Origin of the sequence: Mesorhizobium sp. B3-1-7 (genome assembly GCF_006439385.1) — a bacterium.
Classification (GTDB): domain Bacteria; phylum Pseudomonadota; class Alphaproteobacteria; order Rhizobiales; family Rhizobiaceae; genus Mesorhizobium.
The window spans coordinates 19,282-39,383 of the sequence record NZ_VFTL01000050.1 but is presented as its reverse complement, the minus strand read 5'-3'; the positions used below and the strand labels follow the sequence as shown (position 1 = coordinate 39,383).

The window sequence follows — 20,102 nt, the reverse complement described above, 5'->3', positions numbered from 1 at the left end:
GACGCGCTTTAAGCCTTTGTTTTCATGCATGTCGTTATCGCAAAACCGCTGCACACTTTTGCGCGACATGCATTAGAGACAAAAGCCGCCCGGGAACAACCGAGCGGCTTTTTGCATTGTGCCCTCAAGTTCAACCAGACGGCGAGGGTTTCTCATGACGATCGGCACAATTCTCGTAATAATCCTGATCCTGATCCTGATCGGCGCCGTGCCGGCCTGGCCGCATTCGCGCTCCTGGGGCTATGGGCCGTCCGGCATCGTCGGCGTCGTCCTGGTCGTGCTGCTGATCCTTGTGCTCATGGGCAGGATCTGATCAGGCGGCCCGGCGAGCGGGTTCCGCGGCGATGCCGATATCCCGCAGCGCTTCTTTCACCGCTTCGTCGAGCGGGGTGTGCGGGATTTCGCCGATCACCTCTTCCAGCCGCGTCGAGACCAGCCGGTGCGCTTCGAAGCGCAGATAGGACATCGAGACGATCTCGCGCCACATGGCCACGAACGGGCTGCCGGCGCGCAGCACCCACCAAGGCATGAAGGAGAGCTTCAGCTTGCGGCCGAGCGCCTTCTCGGACGCAGCCTTCATATCGAAGTCGGTGATGGCGTGGCCGGGGAAATTGATGGCTTCGTAGAAGCCGAGCTTGTCGAGATTGCGCGCCAGGCCGACGAAGCCGACGGCGAAGTCCGGCAGGTAGGCCCACTCATGCGTAAGGTCGGTTGGGCCGGGCGCGGTATAGACGCCTTTGTTCATCTTGGTGGCGACGACGAGGTCGAACCAGGAGCCTGAGCCGGTGCCGCCGAAGAAATCGCCCGCGCGCAGGACAATGGTGCGCACCCGGCCGGCTTCGGCCTCGTCGCGGAACAGCGCTTCCATGGCGCAGCGGATGCGGCCCTTTTCGGTGGTCGGATGGAACGGCGTCGCTTCCGTGATCACCTGCGGCATCGGCGAGCCGTAATTGTAGACGGTGCCGGGGAAGAGATGCAGCGCGCCGTTTTCGCGGCAGGCGGCCATGACGTTTTCGGCCATCGGCATGCATTTGCCCCAGTCGGTGTAGATCGGATTCAGGCCGTTGAAGATGATGTCGACGCCTTCCGTTGCGCGGATCAGGGATTGGCGGTCGAGCGCATCGCCGGCAACGGCGATAGCGCCCTTCAGTTCCGCCGGCACCTTGCCGGTGCGGGTGACGGCGCGGACGTCGAAGCCGGCGTCGATGAAAGCCTTGCCGACCACGCGGCCGAGCCGGCCATTGGCGCCGAGGATTGCGATCTTGGTCATCTGTTCTCTCCGTTGTTTGCGTTTGCCCGATCAATCTGGTGCCTTCACAGGCGAATTGAAATTGACCTATTTCGGCGATCTGTTATTCAAAAATGAATGAAAGAATTCGACTGGAACCTGATCAAGAGCTTCGTCGCCGTCGCCGAAACCGGCAGTCTGTCGGGCGCCGCGCGCAGGCTTGCGGCTAGCCAGCCGACGCTTGGCCGCCATATTGCCGAACTGGAGCAAGCGCTTGGCGTCATCCTGTTCCGGCGCGGGCGACGTGGCTATGAGCTGACCGAGGCGGGCAGCACGCTCTACGAACGCGGCCGAGCGGTCAGCGAGCAGGCCAACGCCTTTTCGCTGTTGGCGCTGGGCTCCGTCGAGGCGATCGAGGGCACCGTGCGCATCGCCGCCTCGGAGGTGGTCGCGGCCTTTGTGCTGCCGCAGATGATGCCCGTCTTGGCGAGGAGGAACCGGGCATCGAGGTCGAGATCGTCGCCTCGAACCAGGTCGAGAACCTCTTGCGCCGCGATGCCGATATCGCCATCCGCATGGTCCGGCCGGCGCAGAACGAGTTGGTGGCGCGCAAGGTCGCCGACATTCCACTGTGCCTATGTGCGGCAAGCGCCTATCTCGACCGGCGTGGCCGGCCCGAAACACCCGCCGACCTTGCCGAGCACGCCTTGGTCGGCTTCGACCGTAGCGACGAGATCATTCGCGGCTTCACCGCGTTCGGCATTCCGGTCGGCCGTAGCCATTTCCGCTTCCGGACCGACAACCAGATCGTGCTGTGGGAAGCGGTGCGGACCGGCAACGGCATCGGCATTGGCCAGGAGCCGCTGGCCGACCGCGATCCGGACCTGGAAAAGCTGTTGCCCGATGTACCGCTGCCGGTCCTGCCCGTGTGGCTCGCCATGCATCGCGACGTGCGCACCAGCATGCGCATCCGCCGCGTGGCGGACTTCCTGCATGAAGAATTGAAACGCTATTCGGCAGGAACAGGCTCGGGCGCGAACTCGGCCCGGTGAGCGAGGCTTGCCATCAAGAGCACGATGACCAGCAGCCCGGACAGTGCGACGAAGATCGGCCCGAAGCTCGAATGCTCGGCGACGAAGCCGATCGCCGACGGCGCCACCAGGATGCCGGAATAGCCCATGGTGGTGACGACGCTCATGCCTGTGCCCGACGACATGCCCTCCTGGTTGCCGCCGGCCGAAAAGAGGATCGGCACCATGTTGGCGATGCCGAAGCCGCAGAAGGCGAAAGCGGCAATGGCGAGGTAAGGCGAGGGCGAGAGACCGGCGACCAGCATGCCGGTGGCGGCGACCAGCGCCGAGCCGCGCAAGGTCGCCACCGCGCCGAAGCGGTTGCGCACGCCATCGCCCAGGAAACGCATCAGCGCCATGACTCCGGAAAAGGCGGCGTAGGCGAGGCCGGCGACCGCGAGATCGGCGCCCAGCTCCTGATGCAGGAAGAGCGCCGCCCAGTCGAGCACCGCGCCTTCCGAAATCATGGTGAGCAGCGCCATCAGCCCGACGAGGTAGACGGCCGTGTGCCGCGGCAGCGTGAATTTCTGGTGCTCGACGGCCTGCGGCTTGTCGTCCGCGACGAGATAGCGAATGGCGAAGGCGATGACGGCAAAGGCGATCGCCGTCACCACGACGGCATGGGGAAGATACCCGTAGTTCTGGATCGAATAGCCGCCGAGCGCGCCGCCGGCGAAGCCGCCAAGGCTCCAGAAGCCATGCGAGGACGACATGATCGCCCGGGAGAGCCTTCTTTCAACCACCACGGCATTCGAGTTCATCGCGACATCCATGCCGCCAATCGAGCCGCCGAAGACGAGCATGGCAATGGCCGCCAGGGGAACGTTGGGCGCGAGCGCCACGATCAGCAGCCCGAAGCTGCCGCAGATGCCGAACCAACGCGTCACGGTGCGCGAGCCATGCCTGGAAATGAGATGGCCGCACCAGGTCATGGCAATCACGGCGCCGACGCCGAACAGGAGGATCAGCAGGCCGAGCGTGAATCTCGTGATGTCGAGTCGGGCAAGGAACACCGGGATCTGCGGCGCCCAGCTGCCGGTCAAGAAACCATTGGCGAGGAAAATGCCGGCGACGGCCCAGCGGCCGCGCGTCGCGACCTGCATCGTGGTTTGCACGCTCATGGTCTGAAATCCGCCATGCAAAGGGGTTCGTGCGGCAAATTAGATCGATTCAATCGGCAGTCAAGAACCGCGTTCGGGAAGTGCTTGGACCAAGCGAGCGACCGATGCCGTTTTCGTTCGTGGCGGGCTGCCGCCGTGGAGATTGGCCGAAACGCCCCTCCGTTCGTCATCCAGGGTCTGCGCGCGTCGCTTCGCTCCTTGCTCCGCCATAGAATGACGAAGCCGTGAAAGCGTTCGGCATCGTTAGTGATCCTTAGGCCGCCGCGCCTCGAATTCGGCCTTCTTGGCTTCCGACGCGTCGGTCTGGTTGAGCGCCTGCCATTCGGCATAGGGCATGCCGTAGATGATCTCGCGCGCAGCGTCCTTGGAGAGCGCCACGCCCTCGGCCTCGGCGGCTTCGCGATACCAGTTGGACAGGCAGTTGCGGCAGAAGCCGGCGAGGTTCATCAAATCGATGTTCTGGACATCGCCCCGTTCGCGCAGATGCGTCACCAACCTGCGGAAGGCGGCTGCCTCGAAATCGCGTTTCTGATCGTCGTTGAGTTCGGTCATTGAGGAACTCCTGGACTGTCGGTCTCATCACGTACATGTCTGGCCCGACGGCCTTTCATGCGGGTCCAGTGCGCGAGCCCAACATCTTCACCTCATGTATATCGGGACGCCGGTCGATGGCGTCAACGATCGGTGACAGGCGCTCGGCCCAGGCGACAGCGCCAGCACGGTCGGCGATCAGGTCCTGGCGGATCTCGATCAGCGCGTGGGCGTAGCCGTTGACGATGGCGTGGCGGAACATGGTGTCGCCGCGCAGCGCGCCGTCATAGGGTTCGTTGTCGCCGACGACGAGGGACTCGTCCTTAGCCAGCATGTCGATCAGCGGCCGCGCCACGCGGTCGTCGCGATCCCACAGCACGCCGACATGCCAGGGGCGGACAAAACCCTGCATCACCGGCGTGAAGGAATGCACGGAGAAGATGAACGGCGCCTTGCCCGAGGCGTGCGCGACGGAGGCGATCATCGCGCCGACGGCGTCGTGGTAGGGCCGATAGAAGCGGTCGAGCCGCCGCTCGCGTTCCTCCCGGGCCATCGGATAGTTTCCCGGCACCACGGTCCCGTCATAGAGCTGACGGATCATGGTCGGGTCGTCCTCGCCCCGGTTGGGGTCGATCAGCAGCCGCGAGAAGCCGGCCAGCACCGCAGGCACATCGAGCACCGCGGCAAGCTCGCGCGTCACCGTCTCGACGCCGATGTCATAGGCGATGTGACGATCGAATTCGGACGCCGGCAAACCGAGGCTGCCATACTCCTCCGGCAGATCGCGGCGGGCGTGATCGGCCAGAAGCACGACGCCTTTCTTGCGGTCGCCCTCGACAATGTCGAATGGCGTGAAAACTGTGGATCGGGTCATCGGCTGAAAAGGGGATGGCGGCTGCGATGTGCTATCGTCATTCCACGAAGAGGACGCCGGCGCAATGCCGTTGTTTGGCCAAGGTTTCTGCAAAAAATCCCCGACGGGTGGAGAATTCGCGCGACGGGCCCTTCTAAATCGATTGGAATTGAACAAAACGGCGCGTTGACATGCGACCTGAGTTTGCTGAAAAGGGGCTTCGAGAGATGCAAATGTGGTTCGCAAGGGGATCTGCGATGGGTTTTGCCGGCCGGTTGCGCAAGCGCCTGGTCGTGCCGTTGCTGATCATCGGCGCGGGATTTTTCGCGATAGCCGCGACCTCGCCGGCCCGGGCCGACTTCCGCGTTTGCAACGCAACGCAAAATCTGGTGGGCGTCGGCATCGGCTATCGCGCCAAGGCCGGTTGGATCACCGAGGGCTGGTGGCACATCGAAGGATCGACCTGCAAGACGCTGATCGAAGGTCCGCTGTCATCAAGGTTTTACTATCTTTATGCAGAAGACGCCGAACGCGGCGGGCGCTGGGACGGCCCGATCAACATGTGCGTCGCCGAAAAAGAGTTCAAGATCGCCGGCGTGAATGATTGCGTCGCCCGGGGCTTCCAGCGCGCCGGATTTCAGGAATATGACACGGGCGAGCAGGCCAGCTGGATGGTCCAGCTGACCGACGAGCCCGCAACGGGAGGCGCGCCAACAGCGGCCCCCGCTCCGGGAACAAACAGTCAATGAGACGTAACCGCAAGGTCAAGATCCTCGCCACCATCGGTCCGGCATCCTCATCCGAGGAGATGCTGAAGAAGCTTTTCGAAGCGGGCGCCGATGTCTTCCGCATCAATATGAGCCATACCGACCACGAACTGATGCGCACGCTGGTCGGCCGCATCCGCGCCGTCGAGGAGGCCGTCGGCCGGCCGATCGGCATCCTCGCCGACCTGCAGGGCCCGAAGCTCAGGGTCGGCAAGTTCGCCAACGTCAAGGAAGCGCTGACTCCAGGGCAGACATTCACGCTGGACGACAATCCCGAACCGGGCACGTCGAAGCGAGTCTATCTGCCGCATCCCGAAATTCTGAGCTCGGTCGAGACCGGTCACCGACTTTTGATCGACGACGGCAAGCTGGAGCTGAAGGCGGTCAAGAGCGACGGCAAGTCGATCACTTGCACGGTCGTCGCCGGCTCGGGCATTTCCGACAAGAAGGGCGTCAGCCTGCCCGACACCGACCTGCCGGTCGGCGCGCTGACCGAGAAGGACCGCGCCGATCTCGACGCGGTGCTCGCCACCGGCGTCGACTGGGTGGCGCTGTCCTTCGTGCAGCGGCCGGAGGATTTGGCGGAGGCCCGCAAGATCGCGCGCGGCCGCGCGCTGATCATGGCCAAGATCGAGAAGCCGCAGGCCGTGGCGCGGCTCCCCGAAATCATCGAGCTCTCCGACGCGCTGATGGTTGCCCGCGGCGATCTCGGCGTCGAGATGCCGATCGAAGCGGTGCCCGGCATCCAGAAGCAGATCACGCGCGCGGCGCGCCGCGCCGGCAAGCCGGTGGTGATCGCCACGCAGATGCTGGAATCGATGATCACCGCGCCTGTGCCGACCCGCGCCGAGGTCTCCGACGTGTCGATCGCCGTCTTCGAAGGCGCGGACGCGATCATGCTTTCGGCCGAATCCGCTGCCGGCGCCTATCCGGTCGAAGCGGTCGCCATGATGAACCGCATCGCCACCAAGGTCGAAGCCGACCCGACTTACGCCGGCATCATCAACGCGCAGCGCTCCGAGCCCGAGGCCACCGGGGCCGACGCCATTTCGCTGGCCGCGCGCGAGATCGCCGAGACGCTGAAACTGTCGGCGATCATCTCCTACACCGCATCGGGCACCACTGGGCTCCGCGCCGCGCGCGAGCGCCCGCAGGTGCCGATCGTGGCGCTGTCGCCGATCCTCAACACGGCGCGTCGCCTGTCGCTGCTGTGGGGCACGCATTGCGTCGTCTCGCCAGATGCCACCGACCTCGACGACATGGTCGACAGGGCCTGCCGGATCGCGCTGGAAGAAGGCTTCGGCAAGCCGGGCGACCGGGTGATCATCACGGCCGGCGTGCCGCTCAGGACGCCCGGTTCGACCAATATGCTGCGGATAGCGTATCTGGGATCGGACGCGCATTAGGTATGCCGATATTCAGGTGAGGCCGGCCTGCAAGTAGTGGCTATCTGCGCTTCCGGTGCTCACGTACTTAAAGTACGCTCCGCTCCGGTTCTCGGAAGCCACTACTTTCGACTCGGCCTGACCTGAATCTCGACTCACCTAACCGTCTCCGCCGTGGCATTCAGGAGCTAATTTCCCAAAAATCAGGTCGGCGCGAGCTCGGCGTCGGGCACTTTGATGTCGGGGCATTTGCCGTCGGTATAGGCGTCGCCGGCGATCCGGCCTTCCACCGTTCTTGCCATTGCCTGCAGGTCGATCGGCGCACCGGCAACCTTCTCGATCGCGCCGACCACGAGGTCGGGCGCGATCCAGTCCGGCTTGTGGCCGAGATTGTGGACCCAGACCAACTCGGCGCCGGGAATGTCGCGCTCGAGGCCGACGGAATGGATCGTCGCGTAGACCACCTTGTCGCGGTCGCCCGAGATGACGACGGTCGGCGCCTTGATCTCGCGATAATGCGGTGAGGCGGCGCGTGCATAGTCGTAGAGCTGGGCGACATCGCGGGCGTTGGCGCGGAAGGCGGACGGCCGCAGCACCAGCGGGATCGAGGTGTTGTCGATATAGAAGTCCGGCAGTTTGTTGGGCGAGAAGACGCAAGCCGTCGCATTGCCGATCCGCAGCATACCAGCCGGATAAGCGAGCGTTTCGGAAAACAGCCAGCCAATCGCCGGCATGGCGGTGAGCTTGTAGTACCAGGCGGTCGCGCCGCCCGGCCAGGGATGCGTGGCGGGAGAAAGGAAGACAAGGCCGAGCGTTTTGTCCGGATGCTGGCGGGCGAAGGCCGTGGTGATCGCGCCGCCGAAGGAATGGGCGACGATGACCGCTTTTGCGATGCCGAGGCGGTCCATCAGCGCGGCAATGGTGTCCGCCTGCGCGGCAAGCGTTTCATTATCGCCACGCTCCGACCAGCCGAAGCCCGGCCGGTCGAGAAACAGCATTTCAGCACGGCCCTCGAGCAGGGGCTTCAGCGGCAGCATCTGGTCTTTCAGATTGGCGCTGGCGCCATGGATGAAGACGACCGGCGGCAGATCGGCGCCGGCCGGCGCCGGGATATGGACGTAGTGGATGCGCGCGCCATTGATCTCGGCGAACCCGCCAACGGGTGGATTGCGGCGCTCGATCGACCAGACGCCGGCGCGGGTGACACCGGCGAGGGCAAAGAGGAGAGCGACGAGGAAGAGGAGGGCGGCGCAGATGAGGTTCATGCGGGAGATACGGAAGGAGGGGAGTAGGGCAGTAGGCAGTAGGCAGTAGGCAGTAGGCAGTAGGCTGCTGTCTTTCCCTACTGCCTACTGCCCAATTCCTATTGCCTAAATCCCCTCGCCGGCCAGCTCTTCCGAGAGCGTCGAGACCTGGTTCTGGGCGCTGCGCATCATGGGGTAGATGGTGAGCACCCTCTGCCAGGCTTCCAGCGCCGACTGCTTGTGGCCGGTCTCGGCCATGATCTGCGCCAGCCCTGAGAGCGCGCCGAAATGGCGCGGCTCGAGCTGCAAGGTGCGGTCGATGTCGGCCATCGACTTCCCGTAATTCTTCATCATGAAATGAACGGTGGCGCGCCGGTTCCAGCCTTCGGCATAATCTGGCTGCAGGGTCACCACTTGGTCGAGGAAGTCGAGCGCGACGTCGAACTTCTGGTCTTCCGTCGCCTTTTGCGCCCACTGCATCATCAGGTCTATCGAGGCGCTGCCGGACTGGTTCCACTCGTTCCAGATACGGCCGGCGATGCGCTCGGCCGCCTTTTCGTTGCGCTCTCGCTTCAGCTCGGCAAAGAGCTGGTCGAGGCGACCCTGCTTGGTCGGAGCGGCTAGCGGTGGCGTGGCGGCGGGTGGCGGCGCGGCATCTGGAGGCAGCGCGCCTGGCACCGTTTCTGCCCCTGCAGGCAAAGCTGTGCCGGACAGCAAAAGGGCGGCGAGAAATGCAAAACGAATCCGCATCGCCGGAATCTAATCCCGGGCGGCGGATCGTCAAAGTGATTTTAGCGTGAGAGGGCCGGCGAACCGGCACTCGACATCAGCGGCGCGGCGTGGTCGCGCCGCGCGCAGCAAGTCTCAGCCCTGGCGCGCCTTGTAGCGCGGAGCGGTCTTGTTGATGATGTAGATGCGTCCCTTGCGGCGAACCAGCTGGTTGTCGCGGTGACGCGCCTTGAGCGCCTTGAGCGAATTCTTGATCTTCATGGTCTTGCCTGTTCGGTCAGGGCCCGTCCCGGGCCGAATTTTAAAGGCGCGCCCGGAAAAAGCGCGCCTTTGAACTTGCGGTGGCTCATAAACGAGGAGTGTTGTCCGTGTCAACCACGTGACGATGTCCGAATGCCACAAGTGGCGCGGCATATCAAATATTCGCCATCCGCGCGGCGCGGCATTGCGCGACTCAAGGCCGACTGGAATGGTGCAATCTCGGCGAAACGACCGGAGATTCCCCATGCGCCGTCTCTTTCTGCCCGCCTGTCTGGTCCTGCTTGCGACCGCCCCGGCCGCCTTTGCCGAAGATTGCGACCGCAACGACGACAGCCAGTCGATGCTGAACATCTGCGCCGATGCCGACTACCAGGCCGCCGATGCCAAGCTCAACGCCGCGTATAAGGGTCTTGTCGGCGACAATGACCAGAAGGCCAACAAATTGCTGCAGACGGCGCAACGCGACTGGATCGCCTTTCGCGACGCCGAATGCGCCTATTCGACCGCCGACAGCGCGGGCGGCTCCATCCAGCCGATGGAGGTTTCGGAGTGCCTGACGGAGCTGACCAATCAGCGCATAAAGCAGCTCACGTCCGACGCCAACTGCAAGCTGAGCGATCCGAGCTGCGCCGGCTCGGATGGGAGCGACGGCAACCAGGACATGCAATAGGGCGCGAGCTTAGCCCGGGCGTCGAATCCGCGTGAAATGGCCCATCTTGCGGCCGGGGCGTGACTCGGCCTTGCCATAGAGATGCAGCATGAGGTCGGGCTCGGCGAGCAGCGCCGGCACCTTCAGCATATCGTCGCCGATCAGGTTTTCCATCACGCAGTCGAAATGCCGGGCGGGCGAGCCCAGCGGCAGGCCGGCGACGGCGCGAATATGCTGCTCGAACTGCGAGATGATGCAGGCGGCCTCCGTCCAGTGACCGGAATTGTGCACGCGCGGCGCCAGCTCGTTGGCCAGAAGCGAGCCGTCAGCAAGCACGAAGAACTCGACGCCGATGACGCCGACATAGTCGAGCGCGGACAGGATTTTCGCGACTGCGTCCTTGGCGGCGGCGGCCGTTTGCGGGCGGATGGCGGCCGGCAAGGTCGAGCTGCGCAATATGCCTTCGCGGTGGACGTTTTCGGCCGGATCGAAGGCGGCGATGGTTCCGTCGAGGCCTCGCGCGGCGATCACCGAAATCTCGCGCTCGAAAGCCACGAGCGATTCCAGGATCAGCGGCACATTGCCCATCGCCTCGCAGACGCCGGCAAAGCCGGCCGTTTCCATGTTGCGGAAGACGCGCTGGCCCTTGCCGTCATAGCCCATGCGGCGGGTCTTGAGCACGCCGCTGCCGTCGAACGCCTTCAGGGCCTCGGTCAGTTGGTCGTCATTGTCGACCAGGCGGAATGCCGCCGTCGGAATGCCGATGCCGTTGAGGAAGCTCTTCTCGGTGGCGCGATCCTGCGCGACTTCGAGCGCGCGTGCCGGTGGATAGACCGGGACCTTTGCCGCCAGCGTTTCGGCGGCGGCGACCGGGACGTTCTCGAATTCATAGGTGACGACGGCGCTGGCGGCGGCCAGTTCGGCGAGCCCTGCCGGATCGTCATAGGCGGCGACGATCTGCCGGTTGGCGACCTGCGCGGCCGGGCAGTCGGGCTGGGGCTCCAACACGACGATATGGTAGCCGAGGCGCGCTGCGGCCATCGCCAGCATGCGGCCGAGCTGGCCGCCGCCGATGATGCCGATGGCCGATCCAGGAGCCAGGCTCACGGCGCGTCCGTCGGCTCGGTGGTGACCTTGGCGGTCTGCGCCGAGCGCCAGGCGTCGAGCCGGGCGGCGAGCTTGTCGTCGCTGAGCGCCAGCACGGCGGCCGCGAGAAGTGCCGCATTGGCGGCGCCCGCCTTGCCGATCGCCAGTGTGCCGACCGGGATGCCGGCCGGCATCTGCACGATGGAAAGCAGCGAGTCCTGGCCCGAAAGCGCCTTGGACTCGACCGGAACGCCGAAGACCGGCAGAGGCGTCATCGCCGCCGTCATGCCCGGCAGATGCGCCGCCCCGCCGGCGCCGGCGATGATCACCTTGTAGCCGGCGGCCTTGGCGCCCTTGGCGAACTCATAGAGACGGTCCGGGGTGCGGTGCGCCGAGACGATCAGCCGCTTGTGCGGGATGCCCAGCGCCTCCAGCGTCTCCGCGGCCTGGCGCATCGTCGCCCAGTCGGACTGGCTGCCCATGATGATGGCGACGTCGGCACGCTGATCGGTCAAGGTGTGGCTCCGCGGCGGCAAAGGCGCGCCTTAGCGGAATTCGCCGACAGCCGCAAGGATGTGGTGAATACGCTCTCTCGCTGCCCGCACGTTCCGCGGCCTCCTGGGCGCGCGCCCAGCATTCGGCCCCTAAGCGATGATGTCGGGAATGATGCGGTCTTCCAGCGCCGACAGCCGGTCTTTCAACATCAGCTTTTTCTTCTTCATGCGCTGGATCTGAAGCGGGTCGCAGCCCGTGGCGATCATCGCGTTGATGGCGGCGTCGAAATCGGCGTGTTCTTGTTTGAGCCGGGAATATTCGAGGCGTATTTCAGCCTGTTCCTGTTCGGACATTATCTACCGTCTGCGTGTGCATCGCCCAATCGGGCTGTTTGGGCGGGGCCGTGACTTGCGGGTTTGTGACCGGCGCGCAGCCCTTATCACATTTCACTTTGTCGTGGAATGCTACCACGTGGCATTCGACATCGAGATCGGTTGGTGGCAAACTGTCATGGTGCCGTCACAGTCGCAACCTGCGGTGGAGGCGCCCGCGACGGCTGCAATCGAGGAAACCATGAAAGGGAGAACCAATCATGTCTCTTGCATCCCATCTTGATGAGTTGCAGCGGAAACACGGTGACATCGAGCGTGAGCTCACCGATGCGATGAACCATCCTTCGGTGGACGACCTCGAAATCGTGAATCTCAAGCGACGCAAGCTGGCAATCAAGGACGAGATTGAAAAACTGAAGGGGGGCCCGACGACACACTGAACATGCCCTAGGCAACATCACCGCACTCGTTGCGGTGCCAACCTACCGGTGGCAAGATATGCCGCCGGCTTGTTGGTTTTTACTCAATCACCAGACCGTTTTAGTGTGGATCTTGCAGCCCGAGGGTTTTTACATGAGCCCTGCGGCCGTTGATCGCGGTCACCGATTTGCAGGCCTTGCCTGCCGCTTGCCATTGACAAGCCATCTTTGCTCCGCCACCTCATGCCCGGAACTCCCAGATGAAGGCGGCCGGCATGACCGGATATTTTTCCTCTCCCTTCCCGCGGCGACAGTCGGTCGGCGTATCGGTCGGCGGCGTGGTGGTCGGCGGCGGCGCGCCGGTCGTCGTGCAGTCGATGACCAACACCGACACCGCCGATATCGACCAGACCGTCGCCCAGGTTGCGGCGCTGCACCGTGCCGGCTCGGAAATCGTGCGCATCACGGTCGACCGCGACGAGAGCGCGGCGGCGGTTCCGCGCATCCATGAGCGGCTGTTGCGGCTCGGCATCGACGTGCCGCTGGTCGGCGACTTCCACTATATCGGGCACAAGCTGCTCGCCGATCATCCGCCCTGCGCCGAAGCGCTGGCCAAATACCGCATCAATCCGGGCAATGTCGGCTTCAAGGACAAGAAGGACCGCCAGTTCGCCGCGATCGTCGAGATGGCGATCAGATATGACAAGCCGGTACGCATCGGCGTCAACTGGGGCTCGCTCGACCAGGAGCTTTTGACCCGGCTGATGGACGACAACCAGGCGAAGGGCTCGCCGCTCACCGCGCAGGAAGTCACGCGCGAGGCGATCGTGCAGTCGGCGATCCTGTCGGCCGAGATGGCCGAAGAGATCGGACTTGGCCGCGACAAGATCATCCTGTCGGCCAAGGTCAGCGGCGTGCAGGATTTGATCGCCGTCTACACCGAACTCGCCACCCGCTCCGACCATGCGCTGCATCTGGGTCTCACCGAAGCCGGCATGGGCACCAAGGGCATCGTCGCCTCTTCGGCCGCCATGGGCATCCTCCTGCAGCAGGGCATCGGCGACACGATCCGCATCTCGCTGACGCCGGAGCCGAATGGCGACCGCACCCGCGAGGTGCAGGTCTCGCAGGAATTGCTGCAGACCATGGGCTTCCGGCAGTTCGTGCCGATCGTCGCGGCCTGCCCCGGTTGCGGGCGCACGACGTCAACCGTGTTCCAGGAGCTCGCCCAGAGCATCCAGGCCGATCTCCGCAAGAACATGCCGGTGTGGCGCGAGAAATATCCCGGCGTCGAGAATCTCAAAGTCGCGGTGATGGGCTGCATCGTCAACGGTCCGGGCGAATCCAAGCATGCCGATATCGGCATCTCGCTGCCCGGCACCGGCGAGACGCCGACGGCGCCCGTCTTCATCGACGGCAAGAAGGCGGCGACGCTGCGTGGTCCGTCCATCGCGCAGGATTTCGAGAAGATGGTCGGCGACTATATCGAGCAGCGCTACGGACACGGCAAAGCAGCGGCCGAGTAGGCCGATGCCGCTTTTGCCGCGCGCGACGCTGATCCTGATCTGCGCGCTGATCCTGTCCGGTCAGGCATTCGCCGACCCACCGCAGTCGCGGTCCGCCGCCAAACGGCTGATCAACCGTGTCTGCGATCTGATCGAAGCCCAGGCCCAACAGAACGGCCTGCCCAAGGATTTCTTCGCCCGACTGATCTGGAAGGAAAGCCGCTTCGATCCGAACGCGGTGAGCCCGGTCGGCGCTGAAGGCATAGCGCAATTCATGCCGGGCACAGCCAAGATGCGCGGGCTCGCCGATCCCTTCGACATCGGGCAGGCCATCCCGGCCTCGGCGAAATATCTCGCCGAGATGAAGGTCAGCTACGGCAATCTCGGGCTCGCGGCCGCGGCCTACAATGCCGGCGAGAACCGCGTGTCGCGCTGGCTGAGCTCGGGCGGCTTCCTGCCGATGGAGACGGAAAGCTATGTCTTCGACGTCATGGGCGAGCCCGTCGACAAGTTCTCGGACAAGTCCTATGCCGGCACCGTCCAGCCGCTCGACCCGAAGATGAGCTTCGCGGTTGCCTGCCGCAGGCTGCCGGTGATCATGTCGCGGACCGTCGCCATGGCCTCGATCAACGTGAAGCCGTGGGGCGTGCAGGTGGCGGGCAATTTCCGCCGCTCGGCGGCGATAGGCCAGTGGCTGAGGGTCAGGGGCCGCTTCCCCGCTTTGCTCGCCAGCCATGACCCGGTGGTGAGCCGGGTGCGCACGCCGATCGGCCGGCGCGGCATCTATGCGGTCAGGATCGGCGCCGACTCACGCGGCGAGGCCAACGGTATCTGCAACAAGCTGCAAAGCGTCGGCGGCGCCTGCGTGGTGTTGCGTAACCGCTGACTGGTACCACGAAGTTGGACGTGCTGGCGCGAAGGAACTCGGCGGTAGCCGATGGCTGCCTGTACCCACCTGCCGCTCAAGCCGTCTTCGCCGCCACGGTCTCGCTGAGCCAAGTGCCGATCTTGGCGCCGAGGCGGTCGGGCGAGACAGGCTTGGGCAGATAGTCGTCCATGCCGGCCTCGATGCATTTTTCGCGGTCGCCCTTGAGCGCATGCGCGGTGACGCCGATGATCGGCGTGCGATCGCCGTTCTGCTGTTCGATCGCACGGATGGCGCGGGTCGCCTCATAGCCGTTCATCTCCGGCATGGAGACGTCCATCAGCACCAGGCGCGGGCGCAGCGAGCGGTACATCTCGACCGCGGTGCGGCCATTGCCGGCGATGCGGTAGCTGAGACCGAAACCGTTGAGGATCTGGCCGAAGACCAGCTGGTTCACGTCATTGTCCTCGGCGATCAGGATGTCGATCGGGCCGCTCGGCGCTGCCGTCGATTCCGGCGCGGCCGGGACCGGAACGGCCGGGCCGCGGATGACGGTGAAGGCCGGCGGAGCCGCTTGGGCCGCGGCCGGCTCGCGCACGAAATGCGCCTTGGCGCCTTGCGTGCGCGCCTTTTGGATAGCGGAGATCACGGTGCCCAGCAGCACCGCCGAACGCGCAGGCTTGGTGAGATGCGCGACAATGCCGAAATCGATCACCATCCTGCCGAAATCGACCTGGTCGACCGAGGTGAGCAGCACGACTGGGATGGAGGAGAGGCGGGTGTCGGCGGCGATGGCTCTGGCGACATCGGCGCCGTTCATGCCGGGCATCTGGTAATCGAGGATAATGCAGTCGACCGAGGCGCCGAGCTGGCAGGCGCGGTCGAGGAAAGCGAGGCCGACGGCGCCGCTTTCGGCGGCGGCGCAGTCGAAGCTCCAGCTTCTGAGCTGTTCCAGCAGGATCTCGCGGTTGACCGGATTGTCGTCGATGACCAGCACCCTTGCGCCGGTGACGTCGACGGGTACCAAATCGTCGCGCGACTGCTGGTCGTGCGCCGGCAGCGGCACGGCGAACCAGAACACGGAGCCGCGGCCGATCTCGCTTTCGACACCGATCTTGCCGCCCATCAGGTCGACAAGCCGCGCGCCGATCGCCAGGCCAAGGCCGGTGCCTTCATGGCGGCGGGTCGAGGAGCCGTCGACCTGGGCGAATTTCTCGAACACGCTTTGCAGTTTTTCGGCCGGAATGCCGATGCCGGTGTCCTCGACGCGGACCTTGAGCTGGACCACGCCGTCGACGACATCGCCGCCGACATCGATCAGGACATGGCCCTTCTCGGTGAACTTCACGGCATTGCCAAGCAGGTTGGTGACGATCTGGCGGAAGCGCCCGGCATCGCCGACGACGAAGGCCGGCAGGCGCGGGTCGACGCGCACGATGAGCTCGAGGTTCTTTTCGGCAACGCGTGCCGACACCAGCGTCGCCACATCCTCGACCGCCTCCGCCAGACGGAAGGGGGCGGGGTCGAGCGTCAGCTGGCCGGCATTGATCTTCGAGAAATCGAGGATGTCGTTGATGATGGTCAGCAGCGCGTTGCCGGATTTGACGATGACGTCGGTGAAGGTCTTCTGGCGCGGCGTCAGCTCCGTCTTGGCGAGCAACTCGGCCATGCCGAGCACGCCGTTCATCGGCGTGCGGATCTCATGGCTCATATTGGCGAGGAATTCGGACTTGGCGCGATCGGCGGCCTCGGCCTTGAACAAAGATGCGGCGGTCTCGGCGAAAGCGCGGCGGATCGCATTCTCCATCGGCCGGAAGATCAGAGCCGCGGCGATGGCTAGCACTGCGAACAAAAGGCCGCTCGCCCATAACAGCAGCCGGTCGCTGGAAGCGTCGGCCAGATGCCGCTCGTCGTCGAGCGCGGTGCGTACGCGCACCAGCATCGGCTGGGCGAAGAGATCGTTCTGGTTGCGGATCTCGCGGTAGCTCCATTCGTCGACCTTCTGGGCCACCGACATCAGGTTGAAGTTGCGCACCATGTCGCGCGCCGACCAGAACAGGTCTCCGTTCACCGCTGCGGATTCGAGCGCGTCGGCGGTGCCCTTCGACAGGCGCGGCCGGATCGTCGCCAACTGGCCGTTCAGTGTCTCGATCTCGCCCATCAGGCGTTCGGAATGGCCGCGCGCGGCGGTCGTCAACGCGTCGCGTGTCTCGCTGCGCCAGGCGGTGCCGGTCGTCTCGGCGAAATTGGTGGCGTTGCGCAGATCGCGGGCGAAGATGACGAAATTGCCGCTGAGGGCATCGACCTCGTGACGGTACGAATTCACACGGTTGAGCGCGAACATGACGGCGGCCGAGGCCAGCGCGAAGATCAGCAGTCCCGAAATGTAGCGGATCCGGATCGACCGGAGGAAGGAAGAATATTCCGGCATGCGCAACCCCAACACATACGCACAATTTTAATGGTCGGGATTACGCTTGATTTACATTAAGATTTCGTTGGTGGGGCAAGATCGCCTGCGTTGACGGATCAAGTCGGGCGGGTCGCTCTGCAAGCGGCCCGCCTTGCTCAAATCAGACCCTATCCTTGGCGCGGTAGGTGTCGGGAAGAACGAAGACTTCGTCGGCGCGGCCGTAGCCGCCGTCGCGGACTTCCTCGATCAGCACCATGGTATAAGGGCGCACGCCTTCGCCGAAATAGTCGACGAACATCTGCGTGGTCTTGTGAATGAGCTCTTCCTTCTGCGCCTTTGTCAGGGCGGCTTCGGGCGTCTTGAAGTTGGCAAAGGGCATTTTTAGGGTCCTTTCGGGTTGGTTGGTCTAAAGCGATGGGTGGAGAAGATCGGCAAGACCGATGCGCTCAAGAAGCTGCGCCCGGACGCGGTCGGCGACCCCGTTGACGATGGTCGCCCCGTCATCCGAAGGATCGACATGGACGCGGAACGGCCGGCGGCCATGCGGCATCGCGACGAGATCGACGATGGCCTCAGCGACTTTCGAGGGATCGGCATCGACCGGCTCCAGCCGGGCAAGGCCCTTCAACGCCTGGTCGTCGACGCCAGCATAAGGTCCCGACCAATAGGCGTCCGCGCGCCCGGTGTCGGCCGGCTTGCCGGAATGGGCGAAATGCTCCGTGCCTTTGGTGAACGCGCCCGGCACGACGACAGTCGTCTCGATGCCGAAACGGGCAAGCTCCAGCGCGTAGCTCTGCGCCAGCGCGTCCATGCCCGCCTTGGCGGCGAAGTAGGGCGCCAGGAATGGCGGCGTGCCGCCGCGCGTGCTGCTCGACCCGACCCAGATCATCAGAGCCCGGCCGAGCCCGCGCATGTGTGGAAGCACAGCCCGGTTGACGCGCTGGGTGCCCAGCACATTGACGTCATAGAGCGCCGCCAACTGCTCCGGCGTGAAGGCTTCAGTCGGTCCGAACACCATATGGCCGGCATTGTGGATGACGACGTCGATGCGGCCGGCTTCCGCGAGGATGGTTTCGACGGCCGCCTCGATCGAGGCCTCCGACAGCACGTCGAGCGCGATGGCGCGGATCGCCAGTTTCTCCTCGCGCGCCAGCCTTTCGACTTCGGCCACGGCTGTGCCGCCGCGCGCCTGCGGATCGCGCATCGAGGCATAGACCCGGTGACCCGCCCTGGCGAGCGCCTCGGCCGTCATGGCGCCGAAGCCGCTCGATGCGCCGGTGATGAGTATCGTCTGCTGCATGATCGTGTATCCCTTCTTGGTGCAATTCCGGACGCAAAACCGCTGCGCACTTTTGCTGGAATTACTCTAGATCGCGCCGCCATTGGCGCGGATGACCTGGCCGTTGACCAATTGGCTGTCGGGACCGGCGAGGAAGGCGACGAGCCCGGCGATGTCGTCGGGCTGGCCGAGGCGGCCGAGCGGGATGAGTTTCGTTATCGCTTCGATCTGCGCGGCGCTCTTGTCGTCGGTGAAGAGTTCCGTGTCGACCGGACCGGGCGCGACTGCGTTGACCGTGATGCGGCGCGGGCCGAGTTCCTTGGCCAGGATATGCGTCATGGCTTCGACGCCGGCCTTGGTCGCGGCATAGACGCCGTAAGCGGGCTGGTAGAAGCCGACGACGCTTGAAGAAAAGTTGATGATGCGTCCGCCATCCTTCAGGCGCCTTGCAGCTTCGCGCATGCCGCGGAACGGGCCGCCGAGATTGATGGCGACCTGGCGTTCGAACGCCGCGTCGTCGGTGTCCGCGACCGGCGAGAGCCTCATCATGCCGGCGTTGTTGACGAGGATGTCGATCCCACCGAAGGCCTTTTCCGCCGCATCGAACAAAGCGACCATGCCGGCCGGGTCGCCGATATCGGCCTGGACGGCCAGGGCAGTGCCGCCGGCGGCCTCGATGGCGGAAACCACCTCATCGGCGGCATCCTTGCCGCGCGCATAATTGACGATGACGGCGATGCCGTCCCGGGCGAGTCGTTTGGCGATTGCCGCGCCGATGCCTCTCGAGGCGCCGGTCACGATCGCTGTTCTTGTTTTCTGCATGATCGATCTCCGTTCGTTGTTGTGGGGCGGATATAGATCGCCGCGCCAACCGGATAATCAGCCCTCCATTGACAGCAGTATTCGGATTAGGCGAACAATCGAGGCATGGATCGACTCGACGGGATGCGGCTCTTCGTTCGCGTGGTGGAGCGGCGCAGTTTCACAGCCGCGGCGGCCGATCTCGGCCTGCCGCGCTCGACCGCAACCGAAGCGGTGAAGCAGTTGGAAGACCATCTCGGCGTGAGGCTGCTCGACCGGACCACCCGCCACGTCGCCACGACACTCGATGGCCAGGCCTATTACGAGCGCTGCCTGTCGATCCTGGGCGAGGTGGAGGACGCCGAGGCCGGCTTCCGCAGCGCCGAACCGCGCGGCCTGCTACGCATCGATGCGCATCCGCTGCTCACGCAGAGGTTCCTGCTGCCACAATTGCCCGCGTTCCTCGACCGCTATCCCGAAATCGATCTGCAAATCGGCCAAGGCGACCGGCTGGTCGACCTGGTGCGCGAAGGCGTCGATTGCGTCATTCGCGCCGGCGAGCTGCAGGACAGCGGCATGATCATGCGGCGGCTGGCGATGATCGGCGAAATCACCTGCGCCAGCCCGAGCTATCTGAAGCGGCACGGCGTGCCGGCATCACCGGAAGCGCTGGAGGGCCATCAGGCCGTCGGTTTCGTCTCTTCACGCACAGGCGAGGTGCTGCCGCTGGAATTCACGATCGGCGCAAATGTGCGTCAGGTCACGCTGCCGGGCCGGGTCCGGGTCAACAATTCCGACACCGCGGCCGATCTGGCGCGGCTGGGTTTCGGGCTTCTGCAGGCGCCACGCTATCGGCTGGAAAAAGATATCGCGGACGGCACGCTGGTCGAGGTTCTGGGGGATTTTCCGCCGACGCCGACGCCGCTGTCGGCGCTCTACCCGCAGAACCGGCAGCTCGCGCCGCGGCTGCGCGTCTTCCTGGAATGGGCATCGCGCATTTTCGCCGAGGCAAGGCTGTGAGGATCATCGGCCGGGGCCGGCAGCCGACGGCGCGACTGTCCTGTCGATG

General features: G+C 64.7%; 22 protein-coding genes and 1 pseudogene. 9 read left to right on the top strand and 14 right to left on the bottom strand.

Annotated elements, in window-relative coordinates:
* Nucleotides 1-154 precede the first annotated feature (154 nt).
* Entirely contained in the window at nucleotides 155-313 is a 159-nt protein-coding gene (locus tag FJ417_RS30245) for a DUF3309 family protein (protein WP_140645812.1), read from the top strand.
* On the opposite strand, the gene FJ417_RS30240 is transcribed toward FJ417_RS30245, so the two are convergent.
* Nucleotides 314-1,270, bottom strand: coding sequence for an SDR family oxidoreductase (locus FJ417_RS30240; protein WP_140785964.1), 957 nt, complete (start codon nucleotides 1,268-1,270; stop codon nucleotides 314-316). It abuts the gene before it with no gap.
* 96 nt (nucleotides 1,271-1,366) lie between these two features.
* On the opposite strand from FJ417_RS30240, the pseudogene FJ417_RS30235 reads away from it, so the two are divergent.
* A pseudogene (locus FJ417_RS30235) lies at nucleotides 1,367-2,280 on the top strand (LysR family transcriptional regulator).
* On the opposite strand, the gene FJ417_RS30230 reads toward FJ417_RS30235, so the two are convergent.
* The 3 genes from FJ417_RS30230 to FJ417_RS30220 form a co-directional block, all read right to left on the bottom strand.
* Nucleotides 2,238-3,419 carry an MFS transporter gene (locus tag FJ417_RS30230; protein WP_140785963.1) on the bottom strand — a complete coding sequence of 394 codons (1,182 nt, stop codon included), beginning with the start codon at nucleotides 3,417-3,419 and terminating at the stop codon, nucleotides 2,238-2,240. The pseudogene FJ417_RS30235 and the gene FJ417_RS30230 overlap by 43 nt on opposite strands.
* Nucleotides 3,420-3,662: 243 nt before the next feature.
* A complete protein-coding gene (locus FJ417_RS30225) occupies nucleotides 3,663-3,971 on the bottom strand; it encodes a DUF1244 domain-containing protein (RefSeq protein ID WP_140645808.1) in 309 nt (102 codons plus the stop codon).
* A 55-nt stretch (nucleotides 3,972-4,026) separates the two neighbouring features.
* Complete coding sequence (locus FJ417_RS30220; RefSeq protein WP_140785962.1) at nucleotides 4,027-4,824, bottom strand: N-formylglutamate amidohydrolase; 798 nt, start codon at nucleotides 4,822-4,824, stop codon at nucleotides 4,027-4,029.
* Between the two features lie 206 nt (nucleotides 4,825-5,030).
* On the opposite strand from FJ417_RS30220, the gene FJ417_RS30215 reads away from it, so the two are divergent.
* On the top strand, nucleotides 5,031-5,552 hold the full coding sequence (locus FJ417_RS30215; RefSeq protein WP_348639958.1) for a DUF1036 domain-containing protein: 522 nt from the start codon (nucleotides 5,031-5,033) through the stop codon (nucleotides 5,550-5,552).
* On the top strand, nucleotides 5,549-6,976 hold the full coding sequence (pyk, locus tag FJ417_RS30210; protein WP_140645805.1) for a pyruvate kinase: 1,428 nt from the start codon (nucleotides 5,549-5,551) through the stop codon (nucleotides 6,974-6,976). The genes FJ417_RS30215 and pyk overlap by 4 nt, the downstream gene beginning before the upstream one ends.
* A gap of 182 nt (nucleotides 6,977-7,158) precedes the next feature.
* Here the strand turns inward: pyk and FJ417_RS30205 are convergent, their stop codons facing one another.
* The 3 genes from FJ417_RS30205 to ykgO all read right to left on the bottom strand — a co-directional run bounded on the left by FJ417_RS30205 (nucleotide 7,159) and on the right by ykgO (nucleotide 9,189).
* The gene (locus FJ417_RS30205) at nucleotides 7,159-8,220 is read right to left on the bottom strand and encodes an alpha/beta hydrolase (protein WP_140785960.1); all 1,062 of its coding nucleotides are present in this window, start codon (nucleotides 8,218-8,220) and stop codon (nucleotides 7,159-7,161) included.
* A 105-nt stretch (nucleotides 8,221-8,325) separates the two neighbouring features.
* Nucleotides 8,326-8,949 (bottom strand): hypothetical protein, encoded by a 624-nt coding sequence (locus tag FJ417_RS30200; RefSeq protein WP_140785959.1) that lies wholly within the window; start codon nucleotides 8,947-8,949, stop codon nucleotides 8,326-8,328.
* A gap of 114 nt (nucleotides 8,950-9,063) precedes the next feature.
* Nucleotides 9,064-9,189: a type B 50S ribosomal protein L36 gene (gene ykgO / locus FJ417_RS30195; RefSeq protein WP_006203764.1), complete on the bottom strand. Its 126-nt coding sequence runs from the start codon at nucleotides 9,187-9,189 to the stop codon at nucleotides 9,064-9,066.
* Between the two features lie 244 nt (nucleotides 9,190-9,433).
* Here ykgO and FJ417_RS30190 point away from each other — a divergent pair, with 244 nt between their 5' ends.
* Nucleotides 9,434-9,859: a lysozyme inhibitor LprI family protein gene (locus FJ417_RS30190; RefSeq protein ID WP_140785958.1), complete on the top strand. Its 426-nt coding sequence runs from the start codon at nucleotides 9,434-9,436 to the stop codon at nucleotides 9,857-9,859.
* A gap of 9 nt (nucleotides 9,860-9,868) precedes the next feature.
* Here the strand turns inward: FJ417_RS30190 and FJ417_RS30185 are convergent, their stop codons facing one another.
* The 3 genes from FJ417_RS30185 to FJ417_RS30175 form a co-directional block, all read right to left on the bottom strand.
* Nucleotides 9,869-10,945 carry a 5-(carboxyamino)imidazole ribonucleotide synthase gene (locus FJ417_RS30185; protein ID WP_140785957.1) on the bottom strand — a complete coding sequence of 359 codons (1,077 nt, stop codon included), beginning with the start codon at nucleotides 10,943-10,945 and terminating at the stop codon, nucleotides 9,869-9,871.
* Nucleotides 10,942-11,439, bottom strand: a complete 498-nt coding sequence (purE, locus tag FJ417_RS30180) for a 5-(carboxyamino)imidazole ribonucleotide mutase (protein WP_140785956.1) — start codon at nucleotides 11,437-11,439, stop codon at nucleotides 10,942-10,944. The genes FJ417_RS30185 and purE overlap by 4 nt, the downstream gene beginning before the upstream one ends.
* Before the next feature lie 129 nt (nucleotides 11,440-11,568).
* A complete protein-coding gene (locus FJ417_RS30175; RefSeq protein WP_040985243.1) occupies nucleotides 11,569-11,772 on the bottom strand; it encodes a DUF465 domain-containing protein in 204 nt (67 codons plus the stop codon).
* Nucleotides 11,773-12,011: 239 nt separating this feature from the next.
* Here FJ417_RS30175 and FJ417_RS30170 point away from each other — a divergent pair, with 239 nt between their 5' ends.
* The 3 genes from FJ417_RS30170 (at nucleotide 12,012) to FJ417_RS30160 (ending at nucleotide 14,561) form a co-directional block, all read left to right on the top strand.
* Entirely contained in the window at nucleotides 12,012-12,191 is a 180-nt protein-coding gene (locus FJ417_RS30170; protein ID WP_140645799.1) for a YdcH family protein, read from the top strand.
* Nucleotides 12,192-12,445: 254 nt separating this feature from the next.
* Nucleotides 12,446-13,696: a flavodoxin-dependent (E)-4-hydroxy-3-methylbut-2-enyl-diphosphate synthase gene (gene ispG, locus FJ417_RS30165; protein ID WP_140785955.1), complete on the top strand. Its 1,251-nt coding sequence runs from the start codon at nucleotides 12,446-12,448 to the stop codon at nucleotides 13,694-13,696.
* A gap of 4 nt (nucleotides 13,697-13,700) precedes the next feature.
* Nucleotides 13,701-14,561: a lytic transglycosylase domain-containing protein gene (locus tag FJ417_RS30160; protein ID WP_140645797.1), complete on the top strand. Its 861-nt coding sequence runs from the start codon at nucleotides 13,701-13,703 to the stop codon at nucleotides 14,559-14,561.
* Between the two features lie 76 nt (nucleotides 14,562-14,637).
* On the opposite strand, the gene FJ417_RS30155 is transcribed toward FJ417_RS30160, so the two are convergent.
* The 4 genes from FJ417_RS30155 to FJ417_RS30140 form a co-directional block, all read right to left on the bottom strand.
* The gene (locus FJ417_RS30155; RefSeq protein WP_140785954.1) at nucleotides 14,638-16,971 is read right to left on the bottom strand and encodes a response regulator; all 2,334 of its coding nucleotides are present in this window, start codon (nucleotides 16,969-16,971) and stop codon (nucleotides 14,638-14,640) included.
* A 142-nt stretch (nucleotides 16,972-17,113) separates the two neighbouring features.
* The gene (locus FJ417_RS30150) at nucleotides 17,114-17,332 is read right to left on the bottom strand and encodes a 4-oxalocrotonate tautomerase family protein (protein ID WP_140645795.1); all 219 of its coding nucleotides are present in this window, start codon (nucleotides 17,330-17,332) and stop codon (nucleotides 17,114-17,116) included.
* A gap of 27 nt (nucleotides 17,333-17,359) precedes the next feature.
* A complete protein-coding gene (locus tag FJ417_RS30145) occupies nucleotides 17,360-18,256 on the bottom strand; it encodes an SDR family oxidoreductase (RefSeq protein WP_140785953.1) in 897 nt (298 codons plus the stop codon).
* A 63-nt stretch (nucleotides 18,257-18,319) separates the two neighbouring features.
* A complete protein-coding gene (locus FJ417_RS30140; protein WP_181183337.1) occupies nucleotides 18,320-19,054 on the bottom strand; it encodes an SDR family oxidoreductase in 735 nt (244 codons plus the stop codon).
* Between the two features lie 105 nt (nucleotides 19,055-19,159).
* Here FJ417_RS30140 and FJ417_RS30135 point away from each other — a divergent pair, with 105 nt between their 5' ends.
* Nucleotides 19,160-20,053, top strand: coding sequence for a LysR family transcriptional regulator (locus FJ417_RS30135; RefSeq protein WP_140785951.1), 894 nt, complete (start codon nucleotides 19,160-19,162; stop codon nucleotides 20,051-20,053).
* Nucleotides 20,054-20,102: the final 49 nt, after the last annotated feature.